This is a genomic window from Subtercola boreus (assembly GCF_003399645.1).
GTDB classification, from domain to species: Bacteria; Actinomycetota; Actinomycetes; order Actinomycetales; family Microbacteriaceae; genus Subtercola; species Subtercola boreus_A.
In genome coordinates this window covers 108,326-133,303 of sequence record NZ_NBXD01000024.1, presented here as the reverse complement: position 1 = coordinate 133,303, position 24,978 = coordinate 108,326, and the positions used below count along the sequence as shown (strand labels likewise).

Below are 24,978 nucleotides of genomic sequence, written 5' to 3'. Positions count from 1 at the left end.
TCCGAATCACCGCAGTTAATGAACAATACTCATCATGGAGGAGCAAAGCAACGCTGCTATGCTGACGTGGTCGCAACTGGCGTTCAGATGGTCACCATCGGGAAGCGACTGACACGGATTCGGCCGCTCGCCTGGGTCGCTACGGAACCGCACCTGAACCACTCCGTACTGCCGAAAAAGGAGAGCCCGATGCCCAGCCAACTGCCCTCGACCTTCAACGACGCCCTCTCGAGCGTCGACCCCGAGATCGCCGCCGTTCTGCAGAACGAGCTCGGCCGCCAGCGCGGCACGCTCGAGATGATCGCCAGTGAGAACTTCGTCTCCCGCGCCGTGCTCCAGGCGCAGGGGTCGGTGCTCACGAACAAGTACGCCGAGGGATACCCCGGCCGCCGGTACTACGGAGGCTGTGAGTTCGTCGACGTCGCCGAGAACCTCGCCCGCGACCGTGCCAAGGCCCTGTTCGGCGCCGAGCACGCCAACGTGCAGCCCCACGCCGGAGCGCAGGCCAACGCCGCAGCACTGATGGCCCTCGCCACCATCGGCGACACCATCCTCGGAATGGAGCTCAGCCACGGCGGGCACCTCACCCACGGCATGAAGCTGAACTTCTCGGGCAAGAACTACAGGGCCACGAGCTACGGCGTCGACCCGCAGACCTACCTCGTCGACATGGACATCGTGCGCGAGAAGGCCCTCGAGCACCGCCCGACCGTTCTGATCGCCGGCTGGTCGGCGTACCCGCGCCAGCTCGACTTCGCCGCCTTCCGGTCGATTGCCGACGAGGTCGGTGCGAAGCTCTGGGTCGACATGGCGCACTTCGCCGGGCTCGTCGCGGCAGGCCTGCACCCGTCGCCCGTCCCCTACGCCGACGTCGTCACATCGACGGTGCACAAGACTCTCGCCGGCCCCCGCAGCGGTGTCGTTCTCAGCAAGGCCGAGTTCGCGAAGAAGATCGACTCGGCCGTCTTCCCGGGCCAGCAGGGCGGCCCGCTGATGCACGTCATCGCCGCCAAGGCGACGGCCTTCAAGCTCGCTGCCGAACCAGAGTTCAGAGACCGCCAGGAGCGCACCATCTCCGGCGCCCGGATCGTCGCCGAGCGACTGGCGGGTGCCGACATGGGCGCTGAGGGCATCAGCGTTCTCACCGGCGGCACCGATGTGCACCTCGTGCTGGTCGACCTCCGCAACGCGGCGATCGACGGAAAGCAGGCCGAAGACATCCTGCACGAAGCGGGTATCACGGTGAACCGAAACGCCATCCCGTTCGATCCGCGCCCCCCGATGGTCACTTCGGGCCTGCGTATCGGCACGTCGGCGCTCGCCACCCGAGGCTTCGGCGACGAGGAGTTCACCGAGGTGGCCGACATCATCGCCAGCGCTCTCAAACCGGCTCCGGATGTCGCGGCCCTCCGTGCGCGCGTTCTGAAGCTCACCGACGGCTTCCCTCTCTACGACGGCCTCGAGAACTGGTAGTACGGGCGTGAAACCCCTGACCGGCGAGCAGTTCGCGATCTCGTTCGACAACCCCGGCGGCCGGGGCCGATCGACGGCGGTCGTCACCGAACTCGCCGCGGCCCTTCGCGAACTGTTCCTCGACGGGGTCGAGAGCGTCGAACCGCACTCCGAGAACGAACTGCCGCCCATGGGCGCTGGGCTCGTTCTCGTTCCCTGGCCGAACAGGATCGCCAATGCCCGGTGGCACCTCGACGGAAAGGCCCAGCAGCTCGACCGAACGGAGCCCTCGACGGGCAACGCGACACATGGCCTGCTGCGGAACACTGCCTACCGGGTCACCGCCCAGCGCGAGAGCGCGGTGACGCTCTCGGCGACGGTGTTTCCGCAGCACGGGTACCCGTTCCGCCTCGACACGAGCGTGCAGTACGTTCTCGACGAGAGTGGGCTGACGGTCATCCACACCCTGACGAACGAGTCAGATGCCGCGGCTCCGGTCGCCGTCGGCGCGCACCCGTACTTCAGGGTCGGTGACGTTCCGGTCGAAGACCTGGTCGTCACGGTCGATGCGTCGACGGTCTTCGAGGTGGACGCCCTGAACATCCCGACCGCCGAGGTCGGTGTCGAGGGTACCGAGCACGACCTGCGGGGAGGCCGCCGGGTCGGAGACCTCACGGCGAACAGCGGCTATGGCGAGCTGGGGTTCTCGGCCGGCGAGGTCGTTCACTCGGTTCAGGCTCCCGACGGCTCCCGAACGGAACTGTGGGGCGACGAGAACTTCGCTTTCGTGCAGGTGTACACCCCGAAAGACTTTCCCCGTGCATCCGGACCCGGCGTGGCAGTCGCGCTGGAACCGATGACGGCTCCGGCCGACGCGTTCAATTCCGGGCGCGGCCTCCGGTGGCTGGCACCCGGTGAGACCTGGGTGCTGCGGTGGGGCATCCGGCACCGCGCCTGACCGGCGTCAGTGGGCGGGCCGGATGCCCGAGGCGTCGTCAGTTCTCGACGTTGGGCGGGGTCTGGTCGACTTCGCCGAGAAAGTTGTAGGGGATCGGTTCGAGGGTGTCTTCGCCGACCTCGCCGAGGGCCCAGGTTCGCACCGAGGTGGTGCCTGCGGCCTCGAAGGTGAGCTCGACGAGATCCTGGTAGGCGCCGTCGACGAATGTGAGCTCCACGACCTCATTGTTGCCGATGACCCCCGGCCCGATGAGCTCTGCTTTGTAGGTGCCTTGGTCGGTCATAGCTTCCCTGCTCTTTCCGTGTCGCGTGCGCCGAGCGGCATCGCTCGGGTCGGTACCCAGCGTAGGGCCCGGTCGCCCCGGGTAGAAGTGTTTGCCGCTGCACGTTCTCCCACATCCGGGCTCGAGCGGGGCTCGCGCTTCACGGCGGAGTGGATGTCAGCGGTCGCGCAGGTCGTACGTCTCGCGGGCCCGCACGACGCGGCCGAGGAGCAGCGCCAGCGCCACCGATCCGACCGTCCAGACGGAGGTCACGACAAGGCCGCCTGCGATGGCGTCGTCAAGCAGGTGCGACACGGTTCGTCCTTCGGTTCGGGTTGTGGTGCACGCGCCGCCCGGCGAATGCTTCTTCAGGGTGACAGCCCTGTCTCGGAGGTGTCTGCGCGTTCCCTGCGCTTCTGCTGAACATACCGAAGGAGGGGGTGTTTAGTCGCTAGACACTTGCGTGTTTAGTCACTAAACTGTACGGTATGAAGGCCCGGGAGATTGGTCGACGAATCGAACGGCTCGGTGGCCAGATGGTCAGGCAACGGGGGTCGCACCGACTGTACCGAGCAACCGGAGACGGGCTGATGGCTCAGACTGTTGTGCCCCAACATTCGGGAGACGTGCCCCGAGGCACTCAGCGATCCATTGAACGGGATCTCGAGCCCATATTCGGAAAGGACTGGCTGTCATGATCTACCGTGTCGAAATCGGTCTGGACGGCGACACGTGGGTCGCTGACGTCACGAACCTACCCGGTGCGCACACCTTCGCCCGGAGCCTGGTCTCACTCGACCACAGCGTTCGTGAGGCGATCGCACTCGTGCTCGACATCAGCAACGAGGCGACCCTCGAGATCGAGTACAGCTACGAGAAGGTGCCCGCGGTGGTGAAAGTGGCGGCCGAACTGGGCGCCGAGCGACGGGCCAACGATGCACGGGTCAAGCGGCTCCAGGCCGAGACGAGCGAGCGGGCGCGTGAACTCACGGCGGCCGGGTATTCCGTTCGCGACATCGCTGGCCTGCTCCATGTGTCACCGGGTCGCGTTTCGCAGATCGTCAACCAGCCGCTGAGCGCCTGACGGAGGCGTCTGCACGTTCCCTGCGCTTCCGCTGTGCGGTCAGCCGCAGGTGGTGGAGAGCCAGGTTTTGATGCCGTCGAGACGGGCGGTGTACGGAGTGTCGTCGAAGGTGGGGCGGTCGGGAGCGGACGTCGGCGAGGCAGAGGCAGAGGGGGAGGGGGAGGCGGAGGCGGGACTGGTCGGCGTCGACGCCGGGCTCGGCGTGGGCGACAGGGTCAGCGACGGGGTCTGCGTCACCGTGGGCGTCGGGCTGGGTGCTGTGGCCGCGCTCCAGGCGGCCAGTTGCACGCCGTAGGAGCGCACGAGGGCCGAGAGCTGCTGGTAGTTCGGCGCGACTGACGGGGGCGCGGCGGTTCCCGCAGCGACGATGACGTCGTCGATGTCGTTCACGCCGCTGCCCGGGTCGGCGAGGGCGAGGTTCTTCGGAACGAGGGCGAGTGTCAGCAGATCGCCCGCCACCGCCGAGCAGGCGTCGTCCCTGTTGCCATACGAACCCCACTCCGAATTCGCCTGGTCGGTGGGGGTCGGGATGCCCGTGGGCGACACCTCGGCGGGCGAGCATCCGATGACTCCGACCGCCAGCGCGGCCAGCGACAGGGCCGAGAGCGTGAGCCGCAGCCGTACCCCCACCCGCAGCCGCAGCCCCGCTCGCCCCCGCGAACACGTCGCGACGGGTCGTGCGGCCGCGCCGCCGGAGTCTGTCGCCATCTGGCCAGCGTACGAGCAACCGGGCAGGATGGGAAACACCGCACCGGCGGCAACGTAGCCTTGTGGTACCGCAACCGGCGTCGGGAGTCCCGTGAAGGTTCTGTTTCTCGTTCTGCGCACTGCAGCTCTTGTGACGACCTTTCTCGCGCTGCTCTCCCGGGCCGACTGCGTGTTCGCGAGCGGCACCTGCCGGGCATCCAATCTGCTCAGCTACTTCACCATCGAGAGCAACATCGCGTTCGTCGTCCTGCTGGTTCTGCTGCTCGCGCGAGGGCTGCACCGTGCCGAACGGGAATGGCTGACGGTGCTTCGGGCTCTCGTCACGGCATACCTGGTGGTGTCGGGCGTCACCTTCGTCGCGCTCATCGCGAACGCGGGGATCGCCGACTACGTCTTTCTGGTGCCGACCTCGGAGAAGGTGCTGCATTTCGTGGTGCCGTCGTATGCGATCCTCGATTTCGTGTTCGCGCCCGGGAGGCGGCGGCTGCACTGGAACACGGTGTGGGTGTCGCTCGCGTTCCCTCTCGTCTACGCGGCGTACACGCTGGTGCGGGGTCCGGCGGTCGGCTGGTATCCGTACATCTTCCTCGACCCGCAGTGGGCCGGGAGCTACTCTGCAGTGGGGGTCTACGCGGCCGTGCTGGCAGCGCTCATCCTCCTGGTGTCGGCGGGGCTGATCGCTGCGAGTCGGCTGCCGCGGATGCCTCCGCGACGGGTGCACCCGCGGCCGCCCGCTCCCTCGCCGACCGGCGTTCAGGACGAGAGAAGTGTCGGCCGGGTCGCCGCGGGCGCCGGCGGGTCCCATGGCTGACGCAACGACCGGCCGCTCTGTCGCCGACAAGCTCTTCGCCATCGCCGATGCCTTCGCCCGGCCCCCCGCCTCGTCGTCGCTGACGTTGACCGCGATCGCCGAGCGCACGGGGCTGCCCCTCTCGACGGCTCACCGGCTCGTCGGGGAATGGGTGGCGTGGGGCGGTCTCAGCCGCGACGACGACGGTCGCTACTCGCTGGGCCTTCGCCTCTGGGAGCTCGGCACGCTCGCGCCTCCCGCCCGGAACCTGCGTACGATCGCCCTGCCCTACCTCGAAGACCTCTTCGAGGCCACCCACGAGCACGTGCACCTCGCGATTCTCGACGGGCATGACGCGCTCTACCTCGAGAAGCTCACGGGTCATGACGCGGTGCCGATCATCTCGCGTGTCGGAGCCCGACTGCCGCTGCATTCGACAGGCGTGGGCCTCGTTCTGCTGGCATTCGCGCCGACGGCGCTGATCAACGAGTACCTCGCGTCACCCCTGGCCGGTTTTCTGCCCAACACCGTGACCTCGCCCGACCGGCTGCGTCGCCGGCTCGCCGACATCCGCACCACCGGAATCGCCCAGATGAGCGAAGAGATGACCCCCGGATCGTCGTCGACCGCCGCCCCGCTGCACGACCGCACCGGTGCCGTCGTCGGGGCCGTCTCGGTCGTCGTGCGAACGACGGATGCCTCGTCCCGGCAGACCGAGGCCGTCGTGCGCCTCGCCGCCCGCGGTATCGGCCGCGCCCTCGGCTACGACAGTTCCTTCCGCTGAACGGAAGGTCACCCCACCGCGGTTCGCGAAGAGTCCATGCTGGCGAGCATCCTGTCACCGTCGCTAGGGAGATCCGCGTGCCCCACCTCACCACCCGCGTAGCCATCGTCGGCGCCGGCCCAGCCGGCCTGCTGCTGGGCTGGTCGCTCCACCGGGCGGGCATCGACTTCGTCATCGTCGAGAACCGCGATCGGGAGTATGTTCTCGGCCGTATCCGCGCCGGTGTTCTGGAGCAGGGTTCGGTCGAGACCCTGCAGCGGCTCGGCCTCGGTGCGGGCGTCGAGGCGGAGGGCATGGTGCACGACGGAATCCACCTGCAGTTCGCGGGCGAACGTCACCGTGTCGACTTCAGCGAGCTCATCGACCGCACCGTCACCGTCTACGGCCAGCAGTCGGTGGTGCGCGACCTGGTCGCCGCGCACGACGGTGCCGGCACGCCGGTGTTCTACGATGCGAGCGATGTCGCGGTGCACGACCTGACGGGCTCGCCCTCGCTGAGCTTCACCCACGGGCGCCGGGCCCACCGGGTGGATGCCGACATCATCGTGGGCGCGGATGGGTTTCACGGGGTGTGCCGGCAGGCGGTGCCGAAGGATGCCCTGCAGACCTACGTGCGCGAGTATCCGTTCGCGTGGCTGGGTATCCTCGCCGACGTCGAACCGTCGACCGACGAACTGATCTACGCCCTGCACGACGACGGATTCGCGATGCACTCGATGCGTTCGCCCTCCGTCTCGCGGCTGTATGTGCAGGTCGATCCGGCGGAGGACGTGGCGAACTGGTCGGACGAGCGCATCTGGGACGCCCTCCACACTCGGCTCGCCGTTCCCGGCTGGACGCTCCAGGAGGGCCCGATCACCGAGAAGTCGATCCTGCCCATGCGCAGCTTCGTCGTCTCGACGATGAACTTCGGCAGGCTCTTCCTCGTCGGCGACGCAGGCCACATCGTGCCTCCCACCGGTGCGAAGGGCCTCAACTCGGCCATGTCGGACGTCGCCCAGCTGAGTGTGGCTCTCGTTCGGCACTACGCGGGCGACGACACCCTGCTCGACGCCTACAGCGACACCGCTCTGGCCCGCCAGTGGAAGGTGCAGCAGTTCTCCCAGTGGATGACCGACATGCTGCACCGACGGCCGGGAACCGATGACACCGCGGCCTTCGACTACCGCAGCCAGCTCGGTCGCCTCGACTATGTCACGCACTCCGAGGAGGCGATGCGGTCTCTGGCCGAGCAGTACACCGGACTGCGCCTGGCGTGAGCCGGGCATCTTGAACACCACTCACACAGAAAGCCAGACGAGCATGCCGCTGTCGACACAGAACGAGATCAACCGCGAGATCGCCGCGATCAGCGCCGAGGCGCGGGCGACGGTCGAAGCCGGAGGCACACCCGAGCTGCACCCGAGGCGCGGCTACGCCCCGTACCGGAGCTCCGTGCTGAGGCATCCGACCCACGCCCTGGTGAAGGCCGACCCCGAGGAGATCGAGCGCACCTCACCGGCCTTCGGGCACACCGATGTCGATTCGTACGAGGCCGACCTCACCATCCAGCACCCGGGGGAGCCGCTGGGCGAGCGCATCATCGTGACCGGCAGGGTGCTCGACGGCGAGGGCCGGCCGGTACGCAATCAGCTGCTCGAGGTCTGGCAGGCCAACGCCTCGGGCCGCTACGTGCACAAGCGCGACCAGCACCCGGCACCGCTCGATCCGAACTTCACGGGGGTCGGCCGCGTGATCACGGGCGACGACGGCAGCTACCGGCTCGTCACGATCAAGCCGGGCGCGTACCCGTGGAAGAACCACACGAACGCCTGGCGGCCGGCGCACATCCACTTCTCGCTCTTCGGCACCGCGTTCACCCAGCGGCTGGTGACGCAGATGTACTTTCCGGGCGACCCGCTGTTCGCGCTCGACCCGATCTACCAGTCGATCGTCGACCCGGCGGCCCAGCAGAGGCTCGTGTCGCAGTACGACCACGACGTGAGCGTGCCGGAGTGGGCCATCGGCTACCGGTGGAACATCACGCTGACCGGCCCGAAACAGACCTGGATGGAGCAGGATGATGACCATGAGTGAGCAGACGCCGTCGCAGACCGTCGGCCCGTTCTTCGGGTACGCCCTGCCGTTCGAACGGGGCGGCGAGGTGGTCGATCGCGCTCAGCCCGGCGCCATCAGGCTGCACGGGCGGGTGTTCGACGGTGAGGGCATCGGGATTCCGGATGCCCTGCTCGAGCTCTGGCAGCCGGACGGGTCGGGCGTCATCAGTCGCGAGCTGGGCAGCCACGAGCGCGACGGGTACACCTTCACCGGATTCGGCCGCACCGAGACCACGCGCGCCGGCGACTACACGTTCACCACGGTGACACCGGGTGCCGTGGGCGGCGGAGCGGCCTATGCGCTGGTCACGCTCTTCGCGCGGGGGTTGCTGCACCACCTCTTCACGCGCGTCTACTTCCTCACGCCCGACGAGGTTCCGGCCGCGGTCGCTGGTGACGCGGTGCTGTCGAAGCTGCCGCCTGAGCGGGTGCCGACACTGCTCGCCGTGGCCGACGGGGCCGGGTCGTACCGTTTCGACATCCGGTTGCAGGGGGAGAACGAGACGGTGTTCCTGGATTTCGATGCCTGAGGCGGCTGCGGCAGGGCTGTCTGCCGGGCGGGCGGGCTCGCAGGCTCCGGCGGGCGCGAAGCAGACGTCGTTCCGGTACACCGACCTGCTCGACCCGCTCGGCGCTGACGGTTCGGCCTCGCACCTCATCGGCGACGAGGCGTGGCTCGCTGCGCTGGTCAGAGCGGAGGTCGCCCTGAGCAGGGCGCTCGTCTCCGCGGGCGTGGCCCCCACCTGGATGCTCGCCGTCACCGACACGGTTGGTGAACCCGGCGTGGTCGACCCCGGGGCGATCGCGGTGGCGGCCCGCGCGGGCGGCAACCCGGTCATCCCGCTCGTCGCCCGGCTCTCGGCGCTCGCCGAGGAGCGCCATCCCGGCTCGGCCGAATTCGTGCACGTCGGAGCGACGAGCCAGGACATGGTCGACTCCGCGGCGATGTTCCTCGCCGCGCGCGTGCTCGACCGGGTGACCGACGACCTGCGGCAGCTGGGGTCGGCGCTGACCGTGCTGGCCGAGCAGCATCGCCGAACCCCGCAGGCGGGCCGCACACTGGGGCAGCACGCCGCGCCGACGACCTTCGGGTTCGTGGTGGCGGGCTGGCTCGACGCGGTCTGCACCGTCATCGAGCAGGCGACGGATGCTCGGCAGCGGCTGCCCGCATCGCTGTCCGGCGCCGTCGGAACCCTGGCGGTCCTGACGCAGGTGGTGAGTGGCTCGGCGGAGGCCGGCGGGGAGCGGTCGGGCGAGCATCCGGATGCCTCGGAGACCGTGGATGCGGTCGTGACCGCCTTCGCCGCCGAGCTCGGCCTCGCGGCCCCCGCACTCAGCTGGCACACCAATCGTCTGCCGGTCGCGGAGGTCGGATCTGTGCTCGCGGCGGTGACCGGCGTGATGGGGTCGATCGCGTCGCAGGTCGCGGAGCTGTCCCGTACCGAGATCGGCGAGCTGAGCGAAGGCCTGGCGGCGGGGGAGGGCGGATCGTCGGCGATGCCCCACAAACGAAACCCGGTCGCCTCGGTGTTGATCGTGGCCGGGGCGAAGCAGGCGCCCGGGCTGGTGTCGACGCTCTATGGCAGCCTGATCGCCGAAGACCAGCGCGCGATCGGCGGGTGGCACGCGGAGTGGCAGACGCTTCGCCAGCTGGAGCGGATCGCGCTCGAGTGCGTCGGGGCGGCCGTGCCGCTGGTCTCGAACCTGCACGTCGATGAGACGCGCATGCGGTCGAACCTCGACCTGACGCACGGGCTGCTCTACTCGGAGCGCCTCTCTGCCGCCCTCGCGCAGCACCTCGGCCGTGCAGAGGCTTTCGCGCTGGTGCGGGGAGCCTCGGGCGATGTCTCAGCCGGCCTCTCGCCCGGCCTCTCGCTCGCCGATGCCCTCGACGCGCGCCTGGCTTCGGTCGGGCACACTGCCGACGGGGCGGTTCGGGCAGCCGTTCGCGAGGGTTCGAACCCTGACGCGGGCCACGACCACACCGCGGCGGGTATCGACCGCGTTCTCGCCCGCTTCGCTGCGCTTGCCGCGCCCGGCGACCATTCCTAGGAGACCCGCATGACGGTTCCATCCCTTCGCTGTTCGGTGCAGCCCGTTGCCAGCGGGGCGCCGAACGCCGAGCTGATAGTGCTCGGGCCATCGCTTGGCACCACCACCTCGCTCTGGCAACCGGCACTAGCCGCACTCTCCGCGACCCACCGGGTGCTGCGATTCGATCTGCCGGGGCACGGCGACAGCCCGGCGGCGGACCGGCCGTTCACCGTCGCCGAACTGGCCGAGGCGGTGCTGCGCCTCGTCGACGCGGTCGGCGGCGGAGCGTTCCACTATGCGGGTGTATCGATGGGCGGCGCCATCGGACTGCAGCTCGCTGTCGACCAGCCCGAGCGACTCCGCTCCCTGAGTGTCATCTGTTCCGGCGCGAAGATCGGCACCACGGATGGCTGGGATGATCGGGCCACCGCCGCGCGCACGAGCGGCACGGCGTCGCTCATCGGCGCGAGCGCCGAGCGTTGGTTCGCGCCCGGATTCCTGCAGCGGGACCCTGCTCTGTCGTCCCGGGCCCTCACCGAGCTGCTCGATGTCGACGACGAGTCCTACGCCCTCTGCTGCGGCGCGCTCGGCGCGTTCGATCTGCGCGACCGACTCGCCGGGCTCACCCTGCCCTCGCTCTGTGTCGCGGGCGAGGCCGATGTCGCGACGCCGCCCGACGGCATCCGGAGTCTCGCCGCCTCGATCGACGCCGCCTTCGTGCTCGTGCCCGGCGTCGGCCACCTGCCGACCCTCGAGGCCCCCGGGGCGGTCTCCGCTGCTCTGCTCACGCTGCTGTCCGCGGTCGCCCCCTGGGAGCCCGCCCCGCCTCCCGCGCCGACAGCCGCGCCGACAGGAGCCACCGCGCCTCCCGGCGCCGCCGCACCCACCCCACCGCCCACCTGGCTCCCGACCGCCACCGTCGCCGAGCTCTACGACGCGGGCCTGACCGTTCGCCGCGAGGTGCTCGGCGACGCCCACGTCGACGCTGCGACCCGGCGCATCACCCCCGAGACAGACGACTTCCAGACCTTCATCACCCGCTACGCGTGGGGCTCCATCTGGACGAGACCGGGCCTTGACCGCCGCTCCCGCAGCCTGCTCACGCTGGCCTGCCTCGTCACGGGCGGCCATGAGGCCGAACTGCGGATGCACGTGAGAGCCGCTCTCACCAACGGACTCTCCCGTGCCGAGATCAGTGAGGCACTCCTGCACACCGCGATCTACGCCGGTGTTCCGGCGGCCAATTCGGCGATGGGCATCGCGCGGGACGTTTTCTCGGAGTAGTATCGGCAAGCGAACCAACGTTCGACTGTCGAACACGGCAGCCAGGCTGAGCCGCGAAGCGCGGGCGAGTGCCCCCCACCCCCCAGGAGACAGATCGATGATCTCGAAGACGAGTGAGAGTGCCGCCGCTGCCCTCGCCGACGTCGCCGACGGCGCGACCATCATGATCGGCGGGTTCGGCCTCGCCGGCCAGCCGATGCAGCTCATCGATGCACTGCTCGAACAGGGCGCCACCGATCTCACCGTCGTGAGCAACAACGCCGGCAACGGCGACACGGGACTCGCCGCCCTCATCGGCGCCCGGCGCGTGCGAAAGATCGTCTGCTCCTTCCCCCGCCAGACCGACTCGCACATCTTCGATGCCCTCTACCGTTCCGGCGGGATCGAACTCGAACTCGTGCCCCAGGGAAACCTCGCCGAGCGTATCCGGGCCGCCGGCGCCGGCATCGGGGCCTTCTTCACGCCCACCGGGTTCGGCACGGCGCTCGCCGAAGGGAAGGAGACCAGAACGATCGGCGGCCGAGACTTTGTGCTCGAGCATCCGCTCTTCGCCGACGTCGCCCTGATCAGCGCCTACCGCGCCGACCGGCTGGGCAACCTCACCTACCGCAAGACCTCGCGCAACTTCGGGCCCATCATGGCCGGCGCCGCCGCGACGACCGTCGTTCAGGTCGATCGCGTCGTCGAGGCGGGCGACCTCGACCCTGAGGCCGTCGTGACCCCCGGCATCTTCGTCAACAGGATCGTGGTGACCGGCGACCGCTTCGACCGGGAGGAGTGGGCCGATGTCCGCTGAGCCATCGTCCAGCACCAGCTGGACCAGGAACGAGATCGCGGCACGCCTCGCCCGGGACATTCCCGACGGGGCATATGTCAACCTGGGCATCGGGCTGCCGACGCTGGTCTCGAACTTCCTGCCGAGTGATCGGGAGATCATCCTGCACACCGAGAACGGGATGCTCGGCATGGGTCCCGAGGCGGCGGAGGGCCAGATCGACCCCGACCTCATCAACGCGGGCAAGATCCCCGTGACCGAGCTGCCGGGGGCCTCGTACTTCCACCACGGCGATTCGTTCGGCATGATGCGCGGCGGGCACCTCGACGTCTGCGTGTTGGGAGCGTTCCAGGTGTCGAAGACGGGTGACCTCGCGAACTGGAGCACCGGCGCACCCGACGCGATCCCCGCTGTGGGTGGAGCCATGGATCTCGCGATCGGCGCCAAACAGGTCTTCGTCATGATGGAACTGGCTTCGAAGAAGGGCGTCTCGAAGCTCGTCGAGACCTGCACCTACCCGCTCACCGGGCTCGGTTGCGTCGACCGGCTCTACACCGACCGCGCCGTCTTCGAACTCTCGACAGACGGCGCGACCGTCATCGAGCTGGTCGGCGCCACCACCATCGACGAACTGCAGGGCCTCACCGGCCTGGAGCTCCGCTACAGAAAGATCCCAGAATGACCGGCAGCTTCATCTTCGACGGCATCCGCACACCCATCGGCCGGTTCGGCAAGGCTCTCGCCGGGGTGCGACCGGACGATCTGGCCGCACACGTGGTGCGCGAGCTCGTCAGCCGGCAGCCCGACCTCGACCCTGCGCGCATCGACGACGTCATTCTGGGTGACGCGAATGCCGCGGGTGAAGACAACCGCGACGTCGCCCGCATGGCGGCCCTGCTCGCCGGGCTGCCGACATCCGTTCCCGGGGTCACGGTCAACAGGCTCTGCGGATCGGGCCTCGAGTCGGCCATCCAGGCGTCTCGCGCGGTGGAGTCCGGCGACGCCGATCTCATTCTCGCGGGCGGAGTCGAGTCGATGAGCCGGGCGCCCTGGGTGCTGCTGAAGCCCGAGCGTGCCTACCCGGCGGGCCCCGAGACGCTGCATTCCACCACGCTCGGCTGGCGGATGGTGAACCCGACCATGCCGGCGGAGTGGACGGTGCCGCTCGGCGAGACGGCCGAGATCCTCGCCGACCGCTACGACATCAGCCGTGAGGCGCAGGACGCGTTCGCCGTGCGCAGCCACCGGCTCGCCGCCGCGGCCTGGGAGGCGGGGGTGTACGACGACGAGGTCGTCGCGGTGCCCGGCACGACGCTGCTGCGCGATGAATCCGTGCGCGCCGACTCGACGGTCGAGTCTCTCGCCACGCTCAAGCCCGCCTTCCGCCCTGCCGACGTGGGCACGGTCACGGCGGGCAACTCCTCGCCCCTCAATGACGGCGCCGCCGCGATGTTCATCGGGCGCGAGGGCGCGCTCGAGCGCGAACCCCTGGCGCGGATCGTGTCGCGTGCCGTCGCGGGGAACGATCCGAATGTGTTCGGCATCGCCCCTGTCGAGGCCGCGAACAGGGCACTCGCGCGCGCCGGCAAGACCTGGGCCGATGTCGACGTGGTCGAGCTGAACGAGGCCTTCGCGGCCCAGTCGCTCGCGTGCCTCGCCCTCTGGCCCGAGCTCGACCCCGAGATCGTGAACGTCGACGGGGGAGCGATCGCGATCGGGCATCCGCTCGGCGCTTCGGGCGCCCGCATCCTGCTGCACCTGGCGCGTGCGCTCGAACGCCGCGGCGGGGGAGTCGGCGTCGCCGCGATCTGCATCGGCGTGGGCCAGGGCCTCGCCGTCGTGCTCGAGCGCTGACCGGCGCCGATAGGGTGGGGCCCGTGCCAGACCAGACCGCGCTGCCCGAGCGGGCGACCACCCCCGGGCCGGCGAACACTCCAGAGCCGGCGACCACCCCCGAGCCGGCAACCCCACCCGGCGCGGCAACCCCGCCCGGCGCGGCAACCCCGCCCGGCGCGGCGACCCCGCCCGCCCCCTCCTCACCCGGGCCCAGCGACCAGTACGTGCAGTCCCTCGTGCGCGGCCTGAACGTCATCCGCGCCTTCGACGCCGACCACCCTCAGATGACGCTCACCGAGATCGCCGCCCAGACCTCCCTCACCCGTGCCACCGCCCGGCGCTTCCTGCTCACCCTGGTCGAGATCGGCTACCTCCAGACCGACGGTCGGCTCTTCTCCCTCACCCCCCGCGTGCTCGAACTCGGATTCAGTTACCTCTCCGCCCTGACCCTGCCCGAGATCGCCCAGCCGACCCTCGAAGAACTCTCCCGGATCACCGGGGAGTCGAGCTCGGCATCCGTTCTCGACCGCACCGAGATCGTCTACGTCGCCCGGGTCGCCGTGCGACGCATCATGAGCGTCTCGATCAGCGTCGGCACCCGTTTTCCCGCCGCCTCCACCTCGATGGGCCGGGTTCTGCTCGCAGACTTGGCTCCGGATGCTCTCGCCACCCTCCTCGACGCCGTGCACTTCGACCAGCGAACCTCGTTCACCCTGCACGACCGCGCCGCCCTCGAGGTCGAACTGGGCCGCGTGCGCACCGCCGGCCACGCCCTGGTCGACCAGGAACTCGAGCTCGGCCTCCGCTCCCTGGCCGCCCCCATCACCACCCGCGCGGGAGTCGTCGCCGCCATCAACGTCTCGGTCTCCGCAGGCACCTTCACGCCCGCCCGGATGCGGGAGACCCTGCTGCCGCCGCTCCTCACGGCCGCGGCCACCATCGCCACGAACCTCGACGCCGCCACCCCCGCACCCCGCCGCTGAGCGTGCCCCGGACCCGTGCCCTGCAACGGTCCCGGCCGCCCACCTCTCCGCTGAGCGTGCCCCGGCCGCCCACCGAGACGAACCGACACGTTTCCGGCACACCGCGCACAATGGTGGGCCGGAAACGCGAATCCGCGTCGATCGACCACCGGACGGTGCGGTACGGTGCCGCTCAGTGCATGTGCTTGCCGCCGTCGACGTTGATGCAGGCGCCGTTCACGAAGGAGGCGCCCTCCGAGAGCAGGAAGACCGCCATCGCGGCGATGTCGGCGGGCTGGCCGACCCGCCCGACCGGGATGTCCGCTGACATTCCCGCCTTCCGCTCGTCGGTGAGGGTTCCGCCCATGATGTCGGTGTCGACCGGCCCGGGCAGAATGCAGTTGACCGTGATCCCCATCGGCCCGAATTCCCTGGCCCCGCCCCGGGTCAGGCCCTGTACCGCGGCCTTTGCCGCTGCGTAGCCCGACTTCGAGAAGGTACCGCCGCCGTCGAGGGCCGTGATCGACGAGACGTTCACGATGCGACCGACGCCGGCCCCGATCATCCGTCGCCCTGCAGCCTGCATGTTGAGCATCGAGCCGGTGGCGTTGACCGCGTAGACGCGGTTCCACTCGTCGAGGGTCATGTCGAGAATGGTGCTGGTGCTCGGGATTCCGGCCATGTTCACCAGGCCGACGAGGGGCGGGAGTTCCGTGTCGAACCGGGCGTACGCCGCAGCGACCGAATCGGGCGAGGTGATGTCGGCGGCGACACCGACCGCCTCGATGCCCTCGCCCCGCAGTTCTTCGGTGAACTGGTGCACGCCGTCGCCGCTGATGTCGATGAGGCCGAGGCTCCAGCCCTGGGCGGCGAGCCCGCGGGCGACGACCCGCCCGATTCCGCGGGCTCCGCCCACCCCGGTCACCACAGCGGTGCGTCGTTCGGGGAACAGTGTGTCGGTCATGGGTACTCCTTGGGTCGGCCGTTCGAGACGGCGGGGGTGTGGAATGCGGGAGGGAAGGACGCGCTCAGGAGAGCGGGTTGCCCCGGCTCTCCTTGAAGAAGAACACGGCCACCGTCGAGATGGCGGCGGCGAAGACGGTCCAGAGGGCCGCCGTGGGCGGTGCTCCCGTCACGGCGACGAGCGCGCCGGCGATCAGCGGCGCGAAGCCTCCGAAGACAGCGGATGCCACGTTGTACGACGTGCTCAGGCCGGCCACGCGAACCCGGGCCGGGATGGACTCGACCAGCACGACCGGCAGGCAGCCGAGGAACAGCGCGACCGAGGCCGCGAGGATGCACTGCACCAACACGGTGACCGCGAAGCTGTGGGCCGCGATGACCAGCGAGAGCAGCGGATAGGGCAGCACCAGGACGAGGAAGCAACTGAGCATCATCGCGGGCTTTCGCCCGATGCGGTCGGAGACGAACCCCGAGGAGATGACCACGACGATCACCACGACACTCGCCAGGGCATTCGAGAACAGAGCGGCACCGGATCCGACGGGCTGCGACCCGTCTGTGGTGAACTGGGTCACGAACGACGGGTAGTAGCTGGTGAAGGTGTAGACCGCCGCCGACTGCATACCGACGAGGCAGAAGATGTACGCGAGTCGGCGGACGAGGGCGCCGCGACCCATCTCGCCGTCGATGACGGCATCCGGAGTCGACTTCGCCCCTGACGGCACCGACTTCGACTCGATCTCGGCACGGAAGATCGGCGTCTCTTCGGCCCTCAGCCGGATCGGGATAGCGATGAGCGCGAGCAGGCCGCCGATGGCGAACGGGATGCGCCAGCCCCAGTCGGCCATCGCATCGGCGCCGAGTGCACCCGTCAGGCCAGCGATGACCAGTGACCCGGTGAGCGTTCCGACGAAGATGGTGGCCGTGTGGAAGCTGCCGAACACCCCACGCCGTGTCTTGGGTGCCCACTCGACGAGGAACGATGCGGCACCGCCCCATTCACCGTCGGCCGCGGCTCCCTGCAGCAACCGCGCCAGCAGCAGCAGAATCGGCGCGATGATGCCGATCGACTTCTGGTCGGGCAGTACCGCGACCACGGCCGTGGCCGCCCCCATCAGGCCGATCGAGAGCAGCAGGGCGGGCTTGCGGCCCCGCCTGTCGGCGAAGATGCCGAGAAGGATGCCGCCCACCGGCCGGGCCACGAAGCCCGCTCCGAACGTGGCGAAGGCGAGCAGCAGTGCCTGCGTTCCGCCTCCCTCGCCGGTCGCCGTGAAGAAGTGCATGGCCAGCGTTGCTGCGAGCAGACCGTACGACGTGAAGTCGAACCACTCGACGAGGTTGCCGAACGATGCGGCGAAGACGACCGTTCGCAGTTGTCGTCGGGTGGCCGGTTCGGCCGTATCGGCGGTCTGCGCATTCGGATTCGAGGTGTTTACCATGTGTCACTCCATCGGGACGTAGGGAGAACGCTCAGCGCATCTGCGTGAGCGAGAAGGTGGCGGGGTCTCCGCCGATGCGTTCGTTCGAGTCGAGCGCGGTGATTGCGTCGATTTCGGCCTGCGTGAGTCGAAGGCCGGCGGAGGCGAGGTTCTCGGCGAGCCGGTCGGGCCGCGACGACTTCGGAATGACGATGTGTCCGAGCGCCAGATGCCAGGCCAGAATGACCTGGGCCGGGCTCGCCCCGTGCGCGGTGGCCGCCTCGAGAACCGGCTTGGCCGAGAAGTCGGCGCCCTGCCCGAGCGGTGAATACGCCTGCACGGCCACGCCGAGCGCCCGACTCGCGCTCGCCACGGCGGGCTGCTGGAATGTCGGGTGCAGCTCGATCTGGTTCACTGCGGGCCGGATGCCGCCGTGCTTCGTGATCGCCTCGAGGTGCTCCGGCAGGAAGTTGGAGACGCCCACCGCTCGAACCGCACCCTCGGCGGCGAGGTCCTGCAGCGCGCGCCAGCTCTCCTCGAAGAGCCCGGCCGACGGGTACGGCCAGTGGATCAGGTACAGGTCGAGCGACTCGATGCCGAGGCGTTCCACCGAGTCCGCGTAGGCGCGACGGGTCTGCTCGTAGCCCTGGTCGCCGTTTCGCAGCTTCGACGTGAGGAACACGTCGTCACGGTTCAGGCCACTGGCGCGGAGGGCCGCACCCACGCCGGCCTCGTTGACGTAGGCCGCCGCGGTATCGACGTGCCGGTAGCCGGCGGAGAGGCCGTCTTCGACGACCCGCTGCGCTTCGTCGGCGGGCACCTGGAAGACGCCGAGTCCGATCTGGGGAATGTGGACGCCTTGGGCGATCTCGATCGTCTCGACGTCGGTGGTCTCTGCGGTCATCGCGATTCCTGTTCTGTGGATGCTGTGGATGCTGCGCGTGCGGTGGATGCTGCCGGTGCGGTGTGAGGATGCGTGTGCTCGGCTTCGTCGATCGAGTTCAGGGCGCGCACGCGAGCGTCATCGATGTGGGCGGCCATCGCCCTCCCGGCTGCCGCGGGATCGCCGGAACGCAGGGCCTCGAGCACGCGGGTGTGTTCGGCCACGCAGTGCTCGGAGTCGGTGACACCGCTGCCGCCGAACAGCCGGAAGCGCACGATCTGCCCACCGAGCGCCACATACGCACTGAGCAGGAACTCGTTGCCGGCGGCCTCGGCCACCAGCCGGTGGAAGCGTTCGTCGGCCTCCCAGTACGCGCGGAACTCAGCGAACGACGGCCCGAGCGACGCGGAGGCGAGGTCGTCCACCGCCTGCTGCAGTTCGGCGTCGGTGCGAGCGTCGACGCGGTGCGTCGACATCCGGCCCGCGGTCAACTCGGCCAACTTCGGCTCGAACACGAGACGGGCCTGCATCAGCCTGTCGAGCTCGTCACGGGTCGTCATCGGGGCGACGCGATAGCCCTTCAGCGCGGTGCGGCGCACCAGCCCCGTCGACTCGAGTCGTGCGAGAGCCTCCCGCACGGGAGTCTGCGAGACATCGAACTGGCGCGCCAGAGCGTCGATGACAATCGCGCTGCCGGGCTCGAGGGCCCCATCGATCAGAGCCTCGAGCACAGCGTCATAGATGTGGTCGGCGACCATCAGCCGACTGCTCAGCCCGCGCGCGACGCCGGCTCCGCCGTGAACTCGTGCAACCGACACCCGCACTCCTCTCGTCAGGCAAGGAGCCCGAGGCCTCTTCACCGATGATCGATCCTACACGATCGACGATCGAAACGGGCAAAAGGAAAGCCCGCCGACGAAACGGCGGGCGATTCCTGGGAGAGGGGGTGGGCCCCGTCGGGCTCGAACCGACGACCCACGGATTAAAAGTCCGATGCTCTACCAACTGAGCTAGAGGCCCTTGCCCACCAATCTACCGGTTCGACCGGTCGAGCGCTAAACGGGTGGCCCGTCGGCAGCGTCTGGCGCCGATCGGGCGGCCCGTCGAACGGGTGGCGTACCGTTGAGGCGTGACAGACAAACCGCACAAGCCGACCCTGTTCGCCGGATCGACCTTCGAAGCGTTCAAGGGCGGCGAAGACCCGGCGCAGATCAGCCGGCTCGCCCACGACACCGCCGCGGCCCTGCTCAGCAGGGTGCGCGCCGACCCCGATCCCGGCGTCATCGATCGACTGATCGACTACACCGACGTGAATGGCATCGACGCCATCGCCGAACTGTGGTCACGATCATCCGCCCGCAGCCTTCCCGGCGCGCTCTGGCGCATCTACCTGCTGCGCGCGCTCACGCGCCAGGACCCCGAGCAGTCGAGCTTCGTCTACCAGCGCGGAGCCGAGCTGTCGTCGACCATCGATCCGGTCGTCGCGGGGGCGCAGGCGCCGACCGGTCCCGACGAGATCACTGCTTTGGCCGACCAGATCCTGCGCGGGCTTTTCGAGGGCGACTTCGCGGTGGCGCTCGACCGAGCGGGGGCGTTCTGTCGGCTGATGGCCAGTGGATGTGTCAGCCTCGCCGATGACGTCGACCCCGTGCATCCGGCCCGCGCCAGCGAACTGACCACCCGTGCGTCACGCTTTCAGACCATCTCATCGGAGCTCGCCGCGTGCGCGAATCTCTGGCGCAGGGACAGCCTGGACTGAAGCTGGTACCCTAGTCAGGTCGGGCCGCAGTAACCCCGGGCTCCAAATTTAGCCGCTCCGAGCGGCCTCGCGCCGAGAGGCGTTTCTGCGGCCCGGCACCTCAGCTTCCAGCCCCTGAGCATCCCCCGAGCAATCCAATTGGCTCATCGTTCCGAACTATCGGTGTCAAGAGAAACCGCGTGTTCGACCGATTGAGGCACAGACCTGAGATGCTTAAACTTGTGACCCAACACATCGAACGAGGCGACACCGAACCAGAACAGAGTCTCGACTCTCTTCTGCACAAGGTCGCCGCCGCAGACCAGCGGGCCTTTTCAGAGCTGTACGACAGGGTCGCCCCTCGCGTACTGGGTCTGATCAGACGGCTTCTCATCGACTACGCGCAGTCCGAAGAAGTGGCGCAGGAGGTCTTCCTGGAGATCTGGAAGACCGCCGACCGCTTCGACACCGGGCGCGGAGCCGCTATGTCGTGGATTCTCACGATGGCCCACCGCCGCGCGGTGGACAGGGTCAGGGCTTCGCAGGCAGGGCACGACCGCGATACGAAGATCGGCATCAGGGATCTCGAGCGCGAGTACGACCAGACATCAGAAACCGTCGAGATACGCATCGAACATGAAAGGGTGAAGAAGGCCATGGGTCAACTGACTGAGCTTCAGCGCCAGGCCATCTCGCTCGCGTACTACGGCGGCTACAGCCACAGCGAGGTGGCAGAAATGCTGCACGTGCCGATCGGCACGGTAAAGACGAGACTGCGCGACGGAATGATTCGTCTGCGTGATGAGATGGGGGTCACATCGTGACCAAGGAAGAGCAGTACCTCCAGACGGGTGCCTACGCCCTCGACGCACTGAGCCTCGATGAGACCTCTGCCTTCGAACGGGCCCTCGCCGACTCGCCCGAGCTGGCGATCGAGGCCGAAGAGCTGCGCGCCACCGCAACCCTGATGGCTCTCGCCGCGACGCCGGTGCAGCCCTCAGACGACCTCAAGGTGCGTCTGATGGCCCAGATCGCCCGCACGCCGCAGGCCCCCCGCCACGCCGGTTCGTTCATCGAGCCGGGTGAATCCTTCTCGTCGGCTCAGGATGCTCCGCATAGCGTGACCGAGCGTGACTCTGTTTCTGAGACCTTCGCACCCCGGTCGGCAGCGACCGTGAAGGCGCACACCCGCTGGTTCGCCCGGCCCGTCGGAGCGCTCGTCGCTGCCGCGGCAGCCGTCGCCATCTTCGTCGGAGGCGGTGTTGTGGGAACCCAGTTCCTGCAGAACAACTCCTCGAATTCCGAGCAGGCCTCGGCCAGTGCGCTCGCCGAGATCTACGCCGCCCCCGATGTGCAGACCGCCCACAGTACGGTCGCCGGCGGGGGAGAGGCGACCGTGCTCTGGTCGGCCCAGGTCGGCAAGTCTGCTGTCGTCGCACAGGGTCTGCCGTCGTTGCCCGAGGGCAAGACCTACGAGGCGTGGTACATCAACGGCAACGCGGCTACCCCGGCCGGAACGTTCACACCGGGCGGCGACGCCACGACATGGCACGTTCTCACCGGCACCCTGGGTGCGGGCGACACCGTCGGTGTGACCGTCGAGCCCGCCGGTGGTTCGCAGTCGCCGACCACCACGCCGATCCTCGCCGTCACGAGCTCCTAGCCGCTCCGGCTCCCTGCATCGACTGCCACAGCACGCACCAACGACGAAGCCCCGCCGATGATCGGCGGGGCTTCGTCGTTGTACGTGGGCCTGCACCCTATCCGAAGCGACCACTGACGTAGTCCTCGGTCTCCTTCATGGTCGGGCTGCCGAAGATGGAGGTGGTGTCGTTGTATTCGATGAGCTTGCCGGGCTTGCCGGTGCCGGCGATGTTGAAGAACGCCGTCCGGTCTGACACGCGGCTGGCCTGCTGCATGTTGTGCGTCACGATGACGATCGTGTAATCCTCTTTGAGCTCGGTGATCAGATCTTCGATCGCGAGCGTGGAGATGGGGTCGAGGGCCGAGCAGGGCTCGTCCATCAGCAGAACGTCGGGCGAGACCGTGATGGCGCGGGCGATGCAGAGACGCTGCTGCTGGCCACCGGAGAGGCCGCCGCCGGGGAGGTTCAGACGGTCTTTGACCTCGTTCCAGAGGTTGGCGCCGCGGAGGCCCTTCTCGACCAGGTCGTCGCCGTCGCCCTTCGACAGCCGCCGGTTGTTCAGCTTCAGACCGGCCAGCACGTTGTCTCTGATCGACATGGTCGGGAACGGGTTCGCGCGCTGGAACACCATTCCCACCTGGCGACGCACCATCACGGGGTCGACACCCTGGGCGTAGAGGTTGTTGCCGTCGATCAGCACCTCACCCTTCACGTGGGCGCCGGGGATGACTTCGTGCATCCGGTTCAGCGTGCGCAGGAAGGTCGACTTGCCGCAGCCCGACGGGCCGATGAAGGCGGTGACGGTGCGCGGTTCGATCGTGATCGTGACACCCTCCACCGCCAGAAAGTCGGAGTAGTACACGTTGAGGTCGTTGACTTCGATTCGTTTGGACAATGTCTTCCTTATCGAAAAGAGGGGGGTTCGGAAAAGTTGGAGGGTCGGGAGACGCGGATCAGCGCGCGCCCTTGGGGGCGAAGATCTTCGCGATGACACGGGCGATCAGGTTCAGGATGACCACCAGGATGACCAGCAGAAGGGCCGCTCCCCAGGCGGAGGCGTTCGACGCGGGGATGTCGGAACCGGGGAAGGCGTAGCCGGTGTAGGCGAGCACCGGGAGCGTCTGCATCGGACCGTCGAAGGCGTTCGAGTTGAAATTGTCGGTGAAGCTCGCCGCCAGGAAGATCGGGGCGGTCTCACCGATGACGCGGGCGATGGCCAGCATGATGCCGGTGATGAGGCCGGCGATCGCCGTCGGGAGCACGATCTTGACGATGGTAGCGAACTTGGAGACACCGAGCGCGTACGACGCCTCGCGCAGATCGCCGGGAACTAGCCGCAGCATCTCTTCGCAGGCCCGGACCACGGTCGGAATCATCAGCACCGAGAGGGCGACCGCGGCAGAGAAGCCGCTGAATGCCTTGGGTCCGACGAGAATCGAGAAGAGCGAGAAGGCGAACAGGCCGGCGACGATCGACGGGATGCCGGTCATCACGTCGACGAGGAACGTGACGGTACGGGCGAGCCACTGCTTGGGCAGCGCGTACTCGACCAGGTAGATCGAGGTGAACAACCCGATCGGAATGGAGATCAGCGCCGCGATACCGGTGATGATCAGCGTTCCGACGATGGCCTGCAGCGCACCGGGTGTCTGCTTCACCTCGAGGGTGTCAGGGTCGAAGGTCGAAGCGCCCGTCTGGGTGATGAACGACCAGCTCAGCTCGCCGGCACCCTGGATGATCACGGTCGAGAGCGTCGAGACGAGTGGGATGAGCGCCAGCAGGAACGCGATCGTCACCAATCCGCGCACGATCCGGTCGGTGGCTTTGCGCCGGTTCTCCACCACGAGGGAGAGGAGTCCGAGTGCTATCAGGTAGAAGATGGCGGTCAGCACCAGCCAACCGACGACGTTGAAGCCGATCAGCAGCAGGAGCAGGGCGCTGACCACAGCGGCCCCGACGAGCACGTAGATCTCGGAGAAGCGGGGGAGCTGGCCGGTGGTCAGCGAGTTGCCGACCGGACCCGTCGGCTTCGTGCGCTGGCTGAGGGCGGTCAAAATCGCGCTCCTTCGTTGGTCTCTTCGGGGGCAGGGCCGTCGTCGCCGGGCTTGCCGGCCCGACTGGAACCCGCGACCACGTCGATGGCGGTCGCAGAGGCGAAGTCGCCGGCGGGAACGCGGCTCAGCGGCCCGGGGGAGGAGGGGCCGGGTGTCTTGCTCTTCTTCTTGCCGCTGCGCGGCTTGCCGTTGACGATCACGCGGGCGATCGAGTTCACTGCCAGCGAGATGACGAAGAGCATCAGTCCGGTACCGATGAGCGCGTCGCGCTGCAGTGTGGTGGCGATGGGAAAGTTCAGGGCGATGTTCGCGGCGATCGTCTGCGAGTTCTGGCCCTCGGTGATGAGTCGGGCCGACACGATGATGGCCGGGGAGATGATGAGGGCGATCGCCATCGTCTCACCGAGAGCGCGGCCGAGGCCGAGCAGGGTCGCGCTGACGATTCCCGACTTGGCGTAGGGGAAGACGGCCATGCGGATCATCTCCCAGCGCGTGGCACCGAGGGCGAGCGCAGCCTCTTCGTGCAGGCGCGGCGTCTGAAGGAAGATCTCCCGGGAGATCGAGGTGATGATCGGCAGGATCATGACGGCGAGCACGAGCGCCCCGGCGAGGATCGTCGAACCGGTGGTGGTCACGGTTCCGCCGAAGAGCGGGATCCACCCGAGGTTTGCCGAGAGCCAGTCAGACAGCGGCAGCAGGAACGGGCGGATCACGATGATGCCCCAGAGACCGAAGACGATCGAGGGAACGGCGGCGAGCAGGTCGACGAGGTACCCCAAGATGCCCGCGAGCCGCCTCGGCGCGTAGTGCGAGATGAACAGGGCGATGCCGATACCGATGGGAGCACCGATGAGCAGGGCGATTGCCGCTGACCACAGGGTGCCCCAGATCAGGGGACCGACGTAGGCCCAGAAGTTGGGGAAGCCGGCGGTGGGGCCGGTGTTGAGCTGGTCGTTCGTTCCCCAGTCGGCCGTGATGGCTGGAATGGCGGAGATGATCAGGAAGAGGGCGACGCCCGCCAGGATGATCATGATGAGCACGGCGGAGCCGGTGCTCAGGAATCGGAAGATGAAGTCACCGGGGCGAACCCGGGAACTGCCCCGGGAGGCAGCCGCGCTGTTTCGCGGGCTGTCTCCCGGGGCCTTACCGGTGGTTGTTCCGACGCTGCCGGGCGAGCTCGGGGGAGCAGATTGAACTGAGATCTTGTCGCTCACTGCGTTCTTTCTCGAGAGTTCGTGACGGACGGTCGGAG

General features: G+C 68.4%; 28 protein-coding genes, 1 tRNA gene and 1 riboswitch. Of the genes, 18 read left to right on the top strand and 11 right to left on the bottom strand.

Features of this window, described 5'->3' with window-relative positions; genetic code table 11:
* The first annotated feature begins 62 nt into the window (after positions 1-62).
* Positions 63-144, top strand: a riboswitch (ZMP/ZTP riboswitch).
* A 45-nt stretch (positions 145-189) separates the two neighbouring features.
* Together glyA and B7R24_RS12065 are read left to right on the top strand one after the other, a co-directional pair.
* Positions 190-1,473, top strand: a complete 1,284-nt coding sequence (gene glyA, locus B7R24_RS12070) for a serine hydroxymethyltransferase (RefSeq protein WP_116419224.1) — start codon at positions 190-192, stop codon at positions 1,471-1,473.
* A 7-nt stretch (positions 1,474-1,480) separates the two neighbouring features.
* Positions 1,481-2,410, top strand: a complete 930-nt coding sequence (locus tag B7R24_RS12065; RefSeq protein ID WP_116419223.1) for an aldose 1-epimerase family protein — start codon at positions 1,481-1,483, stop codon at positions 2,408-2,410.
* A gap of 37 nt (positions 2,411-2,447) precedes the next feature.
* Here the strand turns inward: B7R24_RS12065 and B7R24_RS12060 are convergent, their stop codons facing one another.
* Both B7R24_RS12060 and B7R24_RS17610 read right to left on the bottom strand, forming a co-directional pair.
* Positions 2,448-2,693, bottom strand: coding sequence for a hypothetical protein (locus B7R24_RS12060; protein ID WP_116419222.1), 246 nt, complete (start codon positions 2,691-2,693; stop codon positions 2,448-2,450).
* Between the two features lie 156 nt (positions 2,694-2,849).
* Positions 2,850-2,987, bottom strand: coding sequence for a hypothetical protein (locus tag B7R24_RS17610; RefSeq protein WP_172582804.1), 138 nt, complete (start codon positions 2,985-2,987; stop codon positions 2,850-2,852).
* A 173-nt stretch (positions 2,988-3,160) separates the two neighbouring features.
* Here B7R24_RS17610 and B7R24_RS18445 point away from each other — a divergent pair, with 173 nt between their 5' ends.
* Both B7R24_RS18445 and B7R24_RS12050 read left to right on the top strand, forming a co-directional pair.
* A complete protein-coding gene (locus B7R24_RS18445; RefSeq protein ID WP_116419221.1) occupies positions 3,161-3,370 on the top strand; it encodes a type II toxin-antitoxin system HicA family toxin in 210 nt (69 codons plus the stop codon).
* Positions 3,367-3,756 carry a hypothetical protein gene (locus B7R24_RS12050; RefSeq protein WP_116419220.1) on the top strand — a complete coding sequence of 130 codons (390 nt, stop codon included), beginning with the start codon at positions 3,367-3,369 and terminating at the stop codon, positions 3,754-3,756. Before B7R24_RS18445 ends, B7R24_RS12050 begins: the two co-directional genes overlap by 4 nt.
* A gap of 39 nt (positions 3,757-3,795) precedes the next feature.
* On the opposite strand, the gene B7R24_RS12045 is transcribed toward B7R24_RS12050, so the two are convergent.
* Complete coding sequence (locus B7R24_RS12045; protein WP_147304031.1) at positions 3,796-4,464, bottom strand: hypothetical protein; 669 nt, start codon at positions 4,462-4,464, stop codon at positions 3,796-3,798.
* 91 nt (positions 4,465-4,555) lie between these two features.
* Between B7R24_RS12045 and B7R24_RS12040 the strand changes: the two genes are divergently transcribed.
* From B7R24_RS12040 to B7R24_RS11990, 11 genes are all read left to right on the top strand, one after another.
* Positions 4,556-5,275, top strand: coding sequence for a Pr6Pr family membrane protein (locus tag B7R24_RS12040; protein WP_116419218.1), 720 nt, complete (start codon positions 4,556-4,558; stop codon positions 5,273-5,275).
* Positions 5,268-6,038 (top strand): IclR family transcriptional regulator, encoded by a 771-nt coding sequence (locus tag B7R24_RS12035; RefSeq protein WP_116419343.1) that lies wholly within the window; start codon positions 5,268-5,270, stop codon positions 6,036-6,038. The genes B7R24_RS12040 and B7R24_RS12035 overlap by 8 nt, the downstream gene beginning before the upstream one ends.
* A gap of 77 nt (positions 6,039-6,115) precedes the next feature.
* Positions 6,116-7,297 carry a 4-hydroxybenzoate 3-monooxygenase gene (locus B7R24_RS12030; RefSeq protein ID WP_116419217.1) on the top strand — a complete coding sequence of 394 codons (1,182 nt, stop codon included), beginning with the start codon at positions 6,116-6,118 and terminating at the stop codon, positions 7,295-7,297.
* Positions 7,298-7,340: 43 nt separating this feature from the next.
* On the top strand, positions 7,341-8,114 hold the full coding sequence (pcaH, locus tag B7R24_RS12025) for a protocatechuate 3,4-dioxygenase subunit beta (protein WP_116419216.1): 774 nt from the start codon (positions 7,341-7,343) through the stop codon (positions 8,112-8,114).
* Positions 8,107-8,664: a protocatechuate 3,4-dioxygenase subunit alpha gene (gene pcaG / locus B7R24_RS12020; protein ID WP_367302623.1), complete on the top strand. Its 558-nt coding sequence runs from the start codon at positions 8,107-8,109 to the stop codon at positions 8,662-8,664. The genes pcaH and pcaG overlap by 8 nt, the downstream gene beginning before the upstream one ends.
* Positions 8,657-10,186: a lyase family protein gene (locus B7R24_RS12015; protein ID WP_116419214.1), complete on the top strand. Its 1,530-nt coding sequence runs from the start codon at positions 8,657-8,659 to the stop codon at positions 10,184-10,186. The genes pcaG and B7R24_RS12015 overlap by 8 nt, the downstream gene beginning before the upstream one ends.
* Positions 10,187-10,195: 9 nt before the next feature.
* A complete protein-coding gene (pcaDC, locus tag B7R24_RS18440) occupies positions 10,196-11,452 on the top strand; it encodes a bifunctional 3-oxoadipate enol-lactonase/4-carboxymuconolactone decarboxylase PcaDC (protein WP_116419213.1) in 1,257 nt (418 codons plus the stop codon).
* Positions 11,453-11,549: 97 nt separating this feature from the next.
* On the top strand, positions 11,550-12,248 hold the full coding sequence (locus B7R24_RS12005) for a 3-oxoacid CoA-transferase subunit A (RefSeq protein WP_116419212.1): 699 nt from the start codon (positions 11,550-11,552) through the stop codon (positions 12,246-12,248).
* Positions 12,238-12,909 (top strand): 3-oxoacid CoA-transferase subunit B, encoded by a 672-nt coding sequence (locus tag B7R24_RS12000; RefSeq protein WP_116419211.1) that lies wholly within the window; start codon positions 12,238-12,240, stop codon positions 12,907-12,909. Before B7R24_RS12005 ends, B7R24_RS12000 begins: the two co-directional genes overlap by 11 nt.
* Entirely contained in the window at positions 12,906-14,081 is a 1,176-nt protein-coding gene (locus B7R24_RS11995; RefSeq protein WP_116419210.1) for a thiolase family protein, read from the top strand. Before B7R24_RS12000 ends, B7R24_RS11995 begins: the two co-directional genes overlap by 4 nt.
* A 206-nt stretch (positions 14,082-14,287) precedes the next feature.
* On the top strand, positions 14,288-15,046 hold the full coding sequence (locus B7R24_RS11990; protein ID WP_116419342.1) for an IclR family transcriptional regulator domain-containing protein: 759 nt from the start codon (positions 14,288-14,290) through the stop codon (positions 15,044-15,046).
* A gap of 172 nt (positions 15,047-15,218) precedes the next feature.
* Here B7R24_RS11990 and B7R24_RS11985 read toward each other — a convergent pair whose 3' ends face one another.
* The 5 genes from B7R24_RS11985 to B7R24_RS11965 form a co-directional block, all read right to left on the bottom strand.
* Positions 15,219-15,989 (bottom strand): SDR family NAD(P)-dependent oxidoreductase, encoded by a 771-nt coding sequence (locus tag B7R24_RS11985; protein ID WP_116419209.1) that lies wholly within the window; start codon positions 15,987-15,989, stop codon positions 15,219-15,221.
* A gap of 64 nt (positions 15,990-16,053) precedes the next feature.
* Entirely contained in the window at positions 16,054-17,427 is a 1,374-nt protein-coding gene (locus B7R24_RS11980; RefSeq protein WP_116419208.1) for an MFS transporter, read from the bottom strand.
* 31 nt (positions 17,428-17,458) lie between these two features.
* Positions 17,459-18,310 (bottom strand): aldo/keto reductase, encoded by an 852-nt coding sequence (locus B7R24_RS11975; protein WP_116419207.1) that lies wholly within the window; start codon positions 18,308-18,310, stop codon positions 17,459-17,461.
* A complete protein-coding gene (locus B7R24_RS11970; RefSeq protein WP_367302622.1) occupies positions 18,307-19,107 on the bottom strand; it encodes a GntR family transcriptional regulator in 801 nt (266 codons plus the stop codon). Before B7R24_RS11970 ends, B7R24_RS11975 begins: the two co-directional genes overlap by 4 nt.
* A 129-nt stretch (positions 19,108-19,236) precedes the next feature.
* Positions 19,237-19,309 (bottom strand) — tRNA-Lys (locus B7R24_RS11965).
* A gap of 109 nt (positions 19,310-19,418) precedes the next feature.
* On the opposite strand from B7R24_RS11965, the gene B7R24_RS11960 reads away from it, so the two are divergent.
* The 3 genes from B7R24_RS11960 (at position 19,419) to B7R24_RS11950 (ending at position 21,690) form a co-directional block, all read left to right on the top strand.
* Positions 19,419-20,048, top strand: coding sequence for a DNA-directed RNA polymerase subunit beta (locus tag B7R24_RS11960; RefSeq protein WP_116419206.1), 630 nt, complete (start codon positions 19,419-19,421; stop codon positions 20,046-20,048).
* 209 nt (positions 20,049-20,257) lie between these two features.
* Positions 20,258-20,851 carry a sigma-70 family RNA polymerase sigma factor gene (locus tag B7R24_RS11955; RefSeq protein ID WP_116419205.1) on the top strand — a complete coding sequence of 198 codons (594 nt, stop codon included), beginning with the start codon at positions 20,258-20,260 and terminating at the stop codon, positions 20,849-20,851.
* Positions 20,848-21,690: an anti-sigma factor gene (locus tag B7R24_RS11950; protein ID WP_116419204.1), complete on the top strand. Its 843-nt coding sequence runs from the start codon at positions 20,848-20,850 to the stop codon at positions 21,688-21,690. Before B7R24_RS11955 ends, B7R24_RS11950 begins: the two co-directional genes overlap by 4 nt.
* 97 nt (positions 21,691-21,787) lie before the next feature.
* On the opposite strand, the gene pstB is transcribed toward B7R24_RS11950, so the two are convergent.
* Genes pstB through pstC form a run of 3 tightly spaced genes read right to left on the bottom strand, consistent with a single transcriptional unit; the run spans position 21,788 to position 24,928 of the window.
* Entirely contained in the window at positions 21,788-22,567 is a 780-nt protein-coding gene (pstB, locus tag B7R24_RS11945) for a phosphate ABC transporter ATP-binding protein PstB (RefSeq protein WP_116419203.1), read from the bottom strand.
* A gap of 58 nt (positions 22,568-22,625) precedes the next feature.
* Complete coding sequence (gene pstA / locus B7R24_RS11940; RefSeq protein ID WP_437123530.1) at positions 22,626-23,729, bottom strand: phosphate ABC transporter permease PstA; 1,104 nt, start codon at positions 23,727-23,729, stop codon at positions 22,626-22,628.
* The gene (gene pstC / locus B7R24_RS11935; RefSeq protein WP_216363684.1) at positions 23,723-24,928 is read right to left on the bottom strand and encodes a phosphate ABC transporter permease subunit PstC; all 1,206 of its coding nucleotides are present in this window, start codon (positions 24,926-24,928) and stop codon (positions 23,723-23,725) included. The genes pstA and pstC overlap by 7 nt, the downstream gene beginning before the upstream one ends.
* Positions 24,929-24,978: the final 50 nt, after the last annotated feature.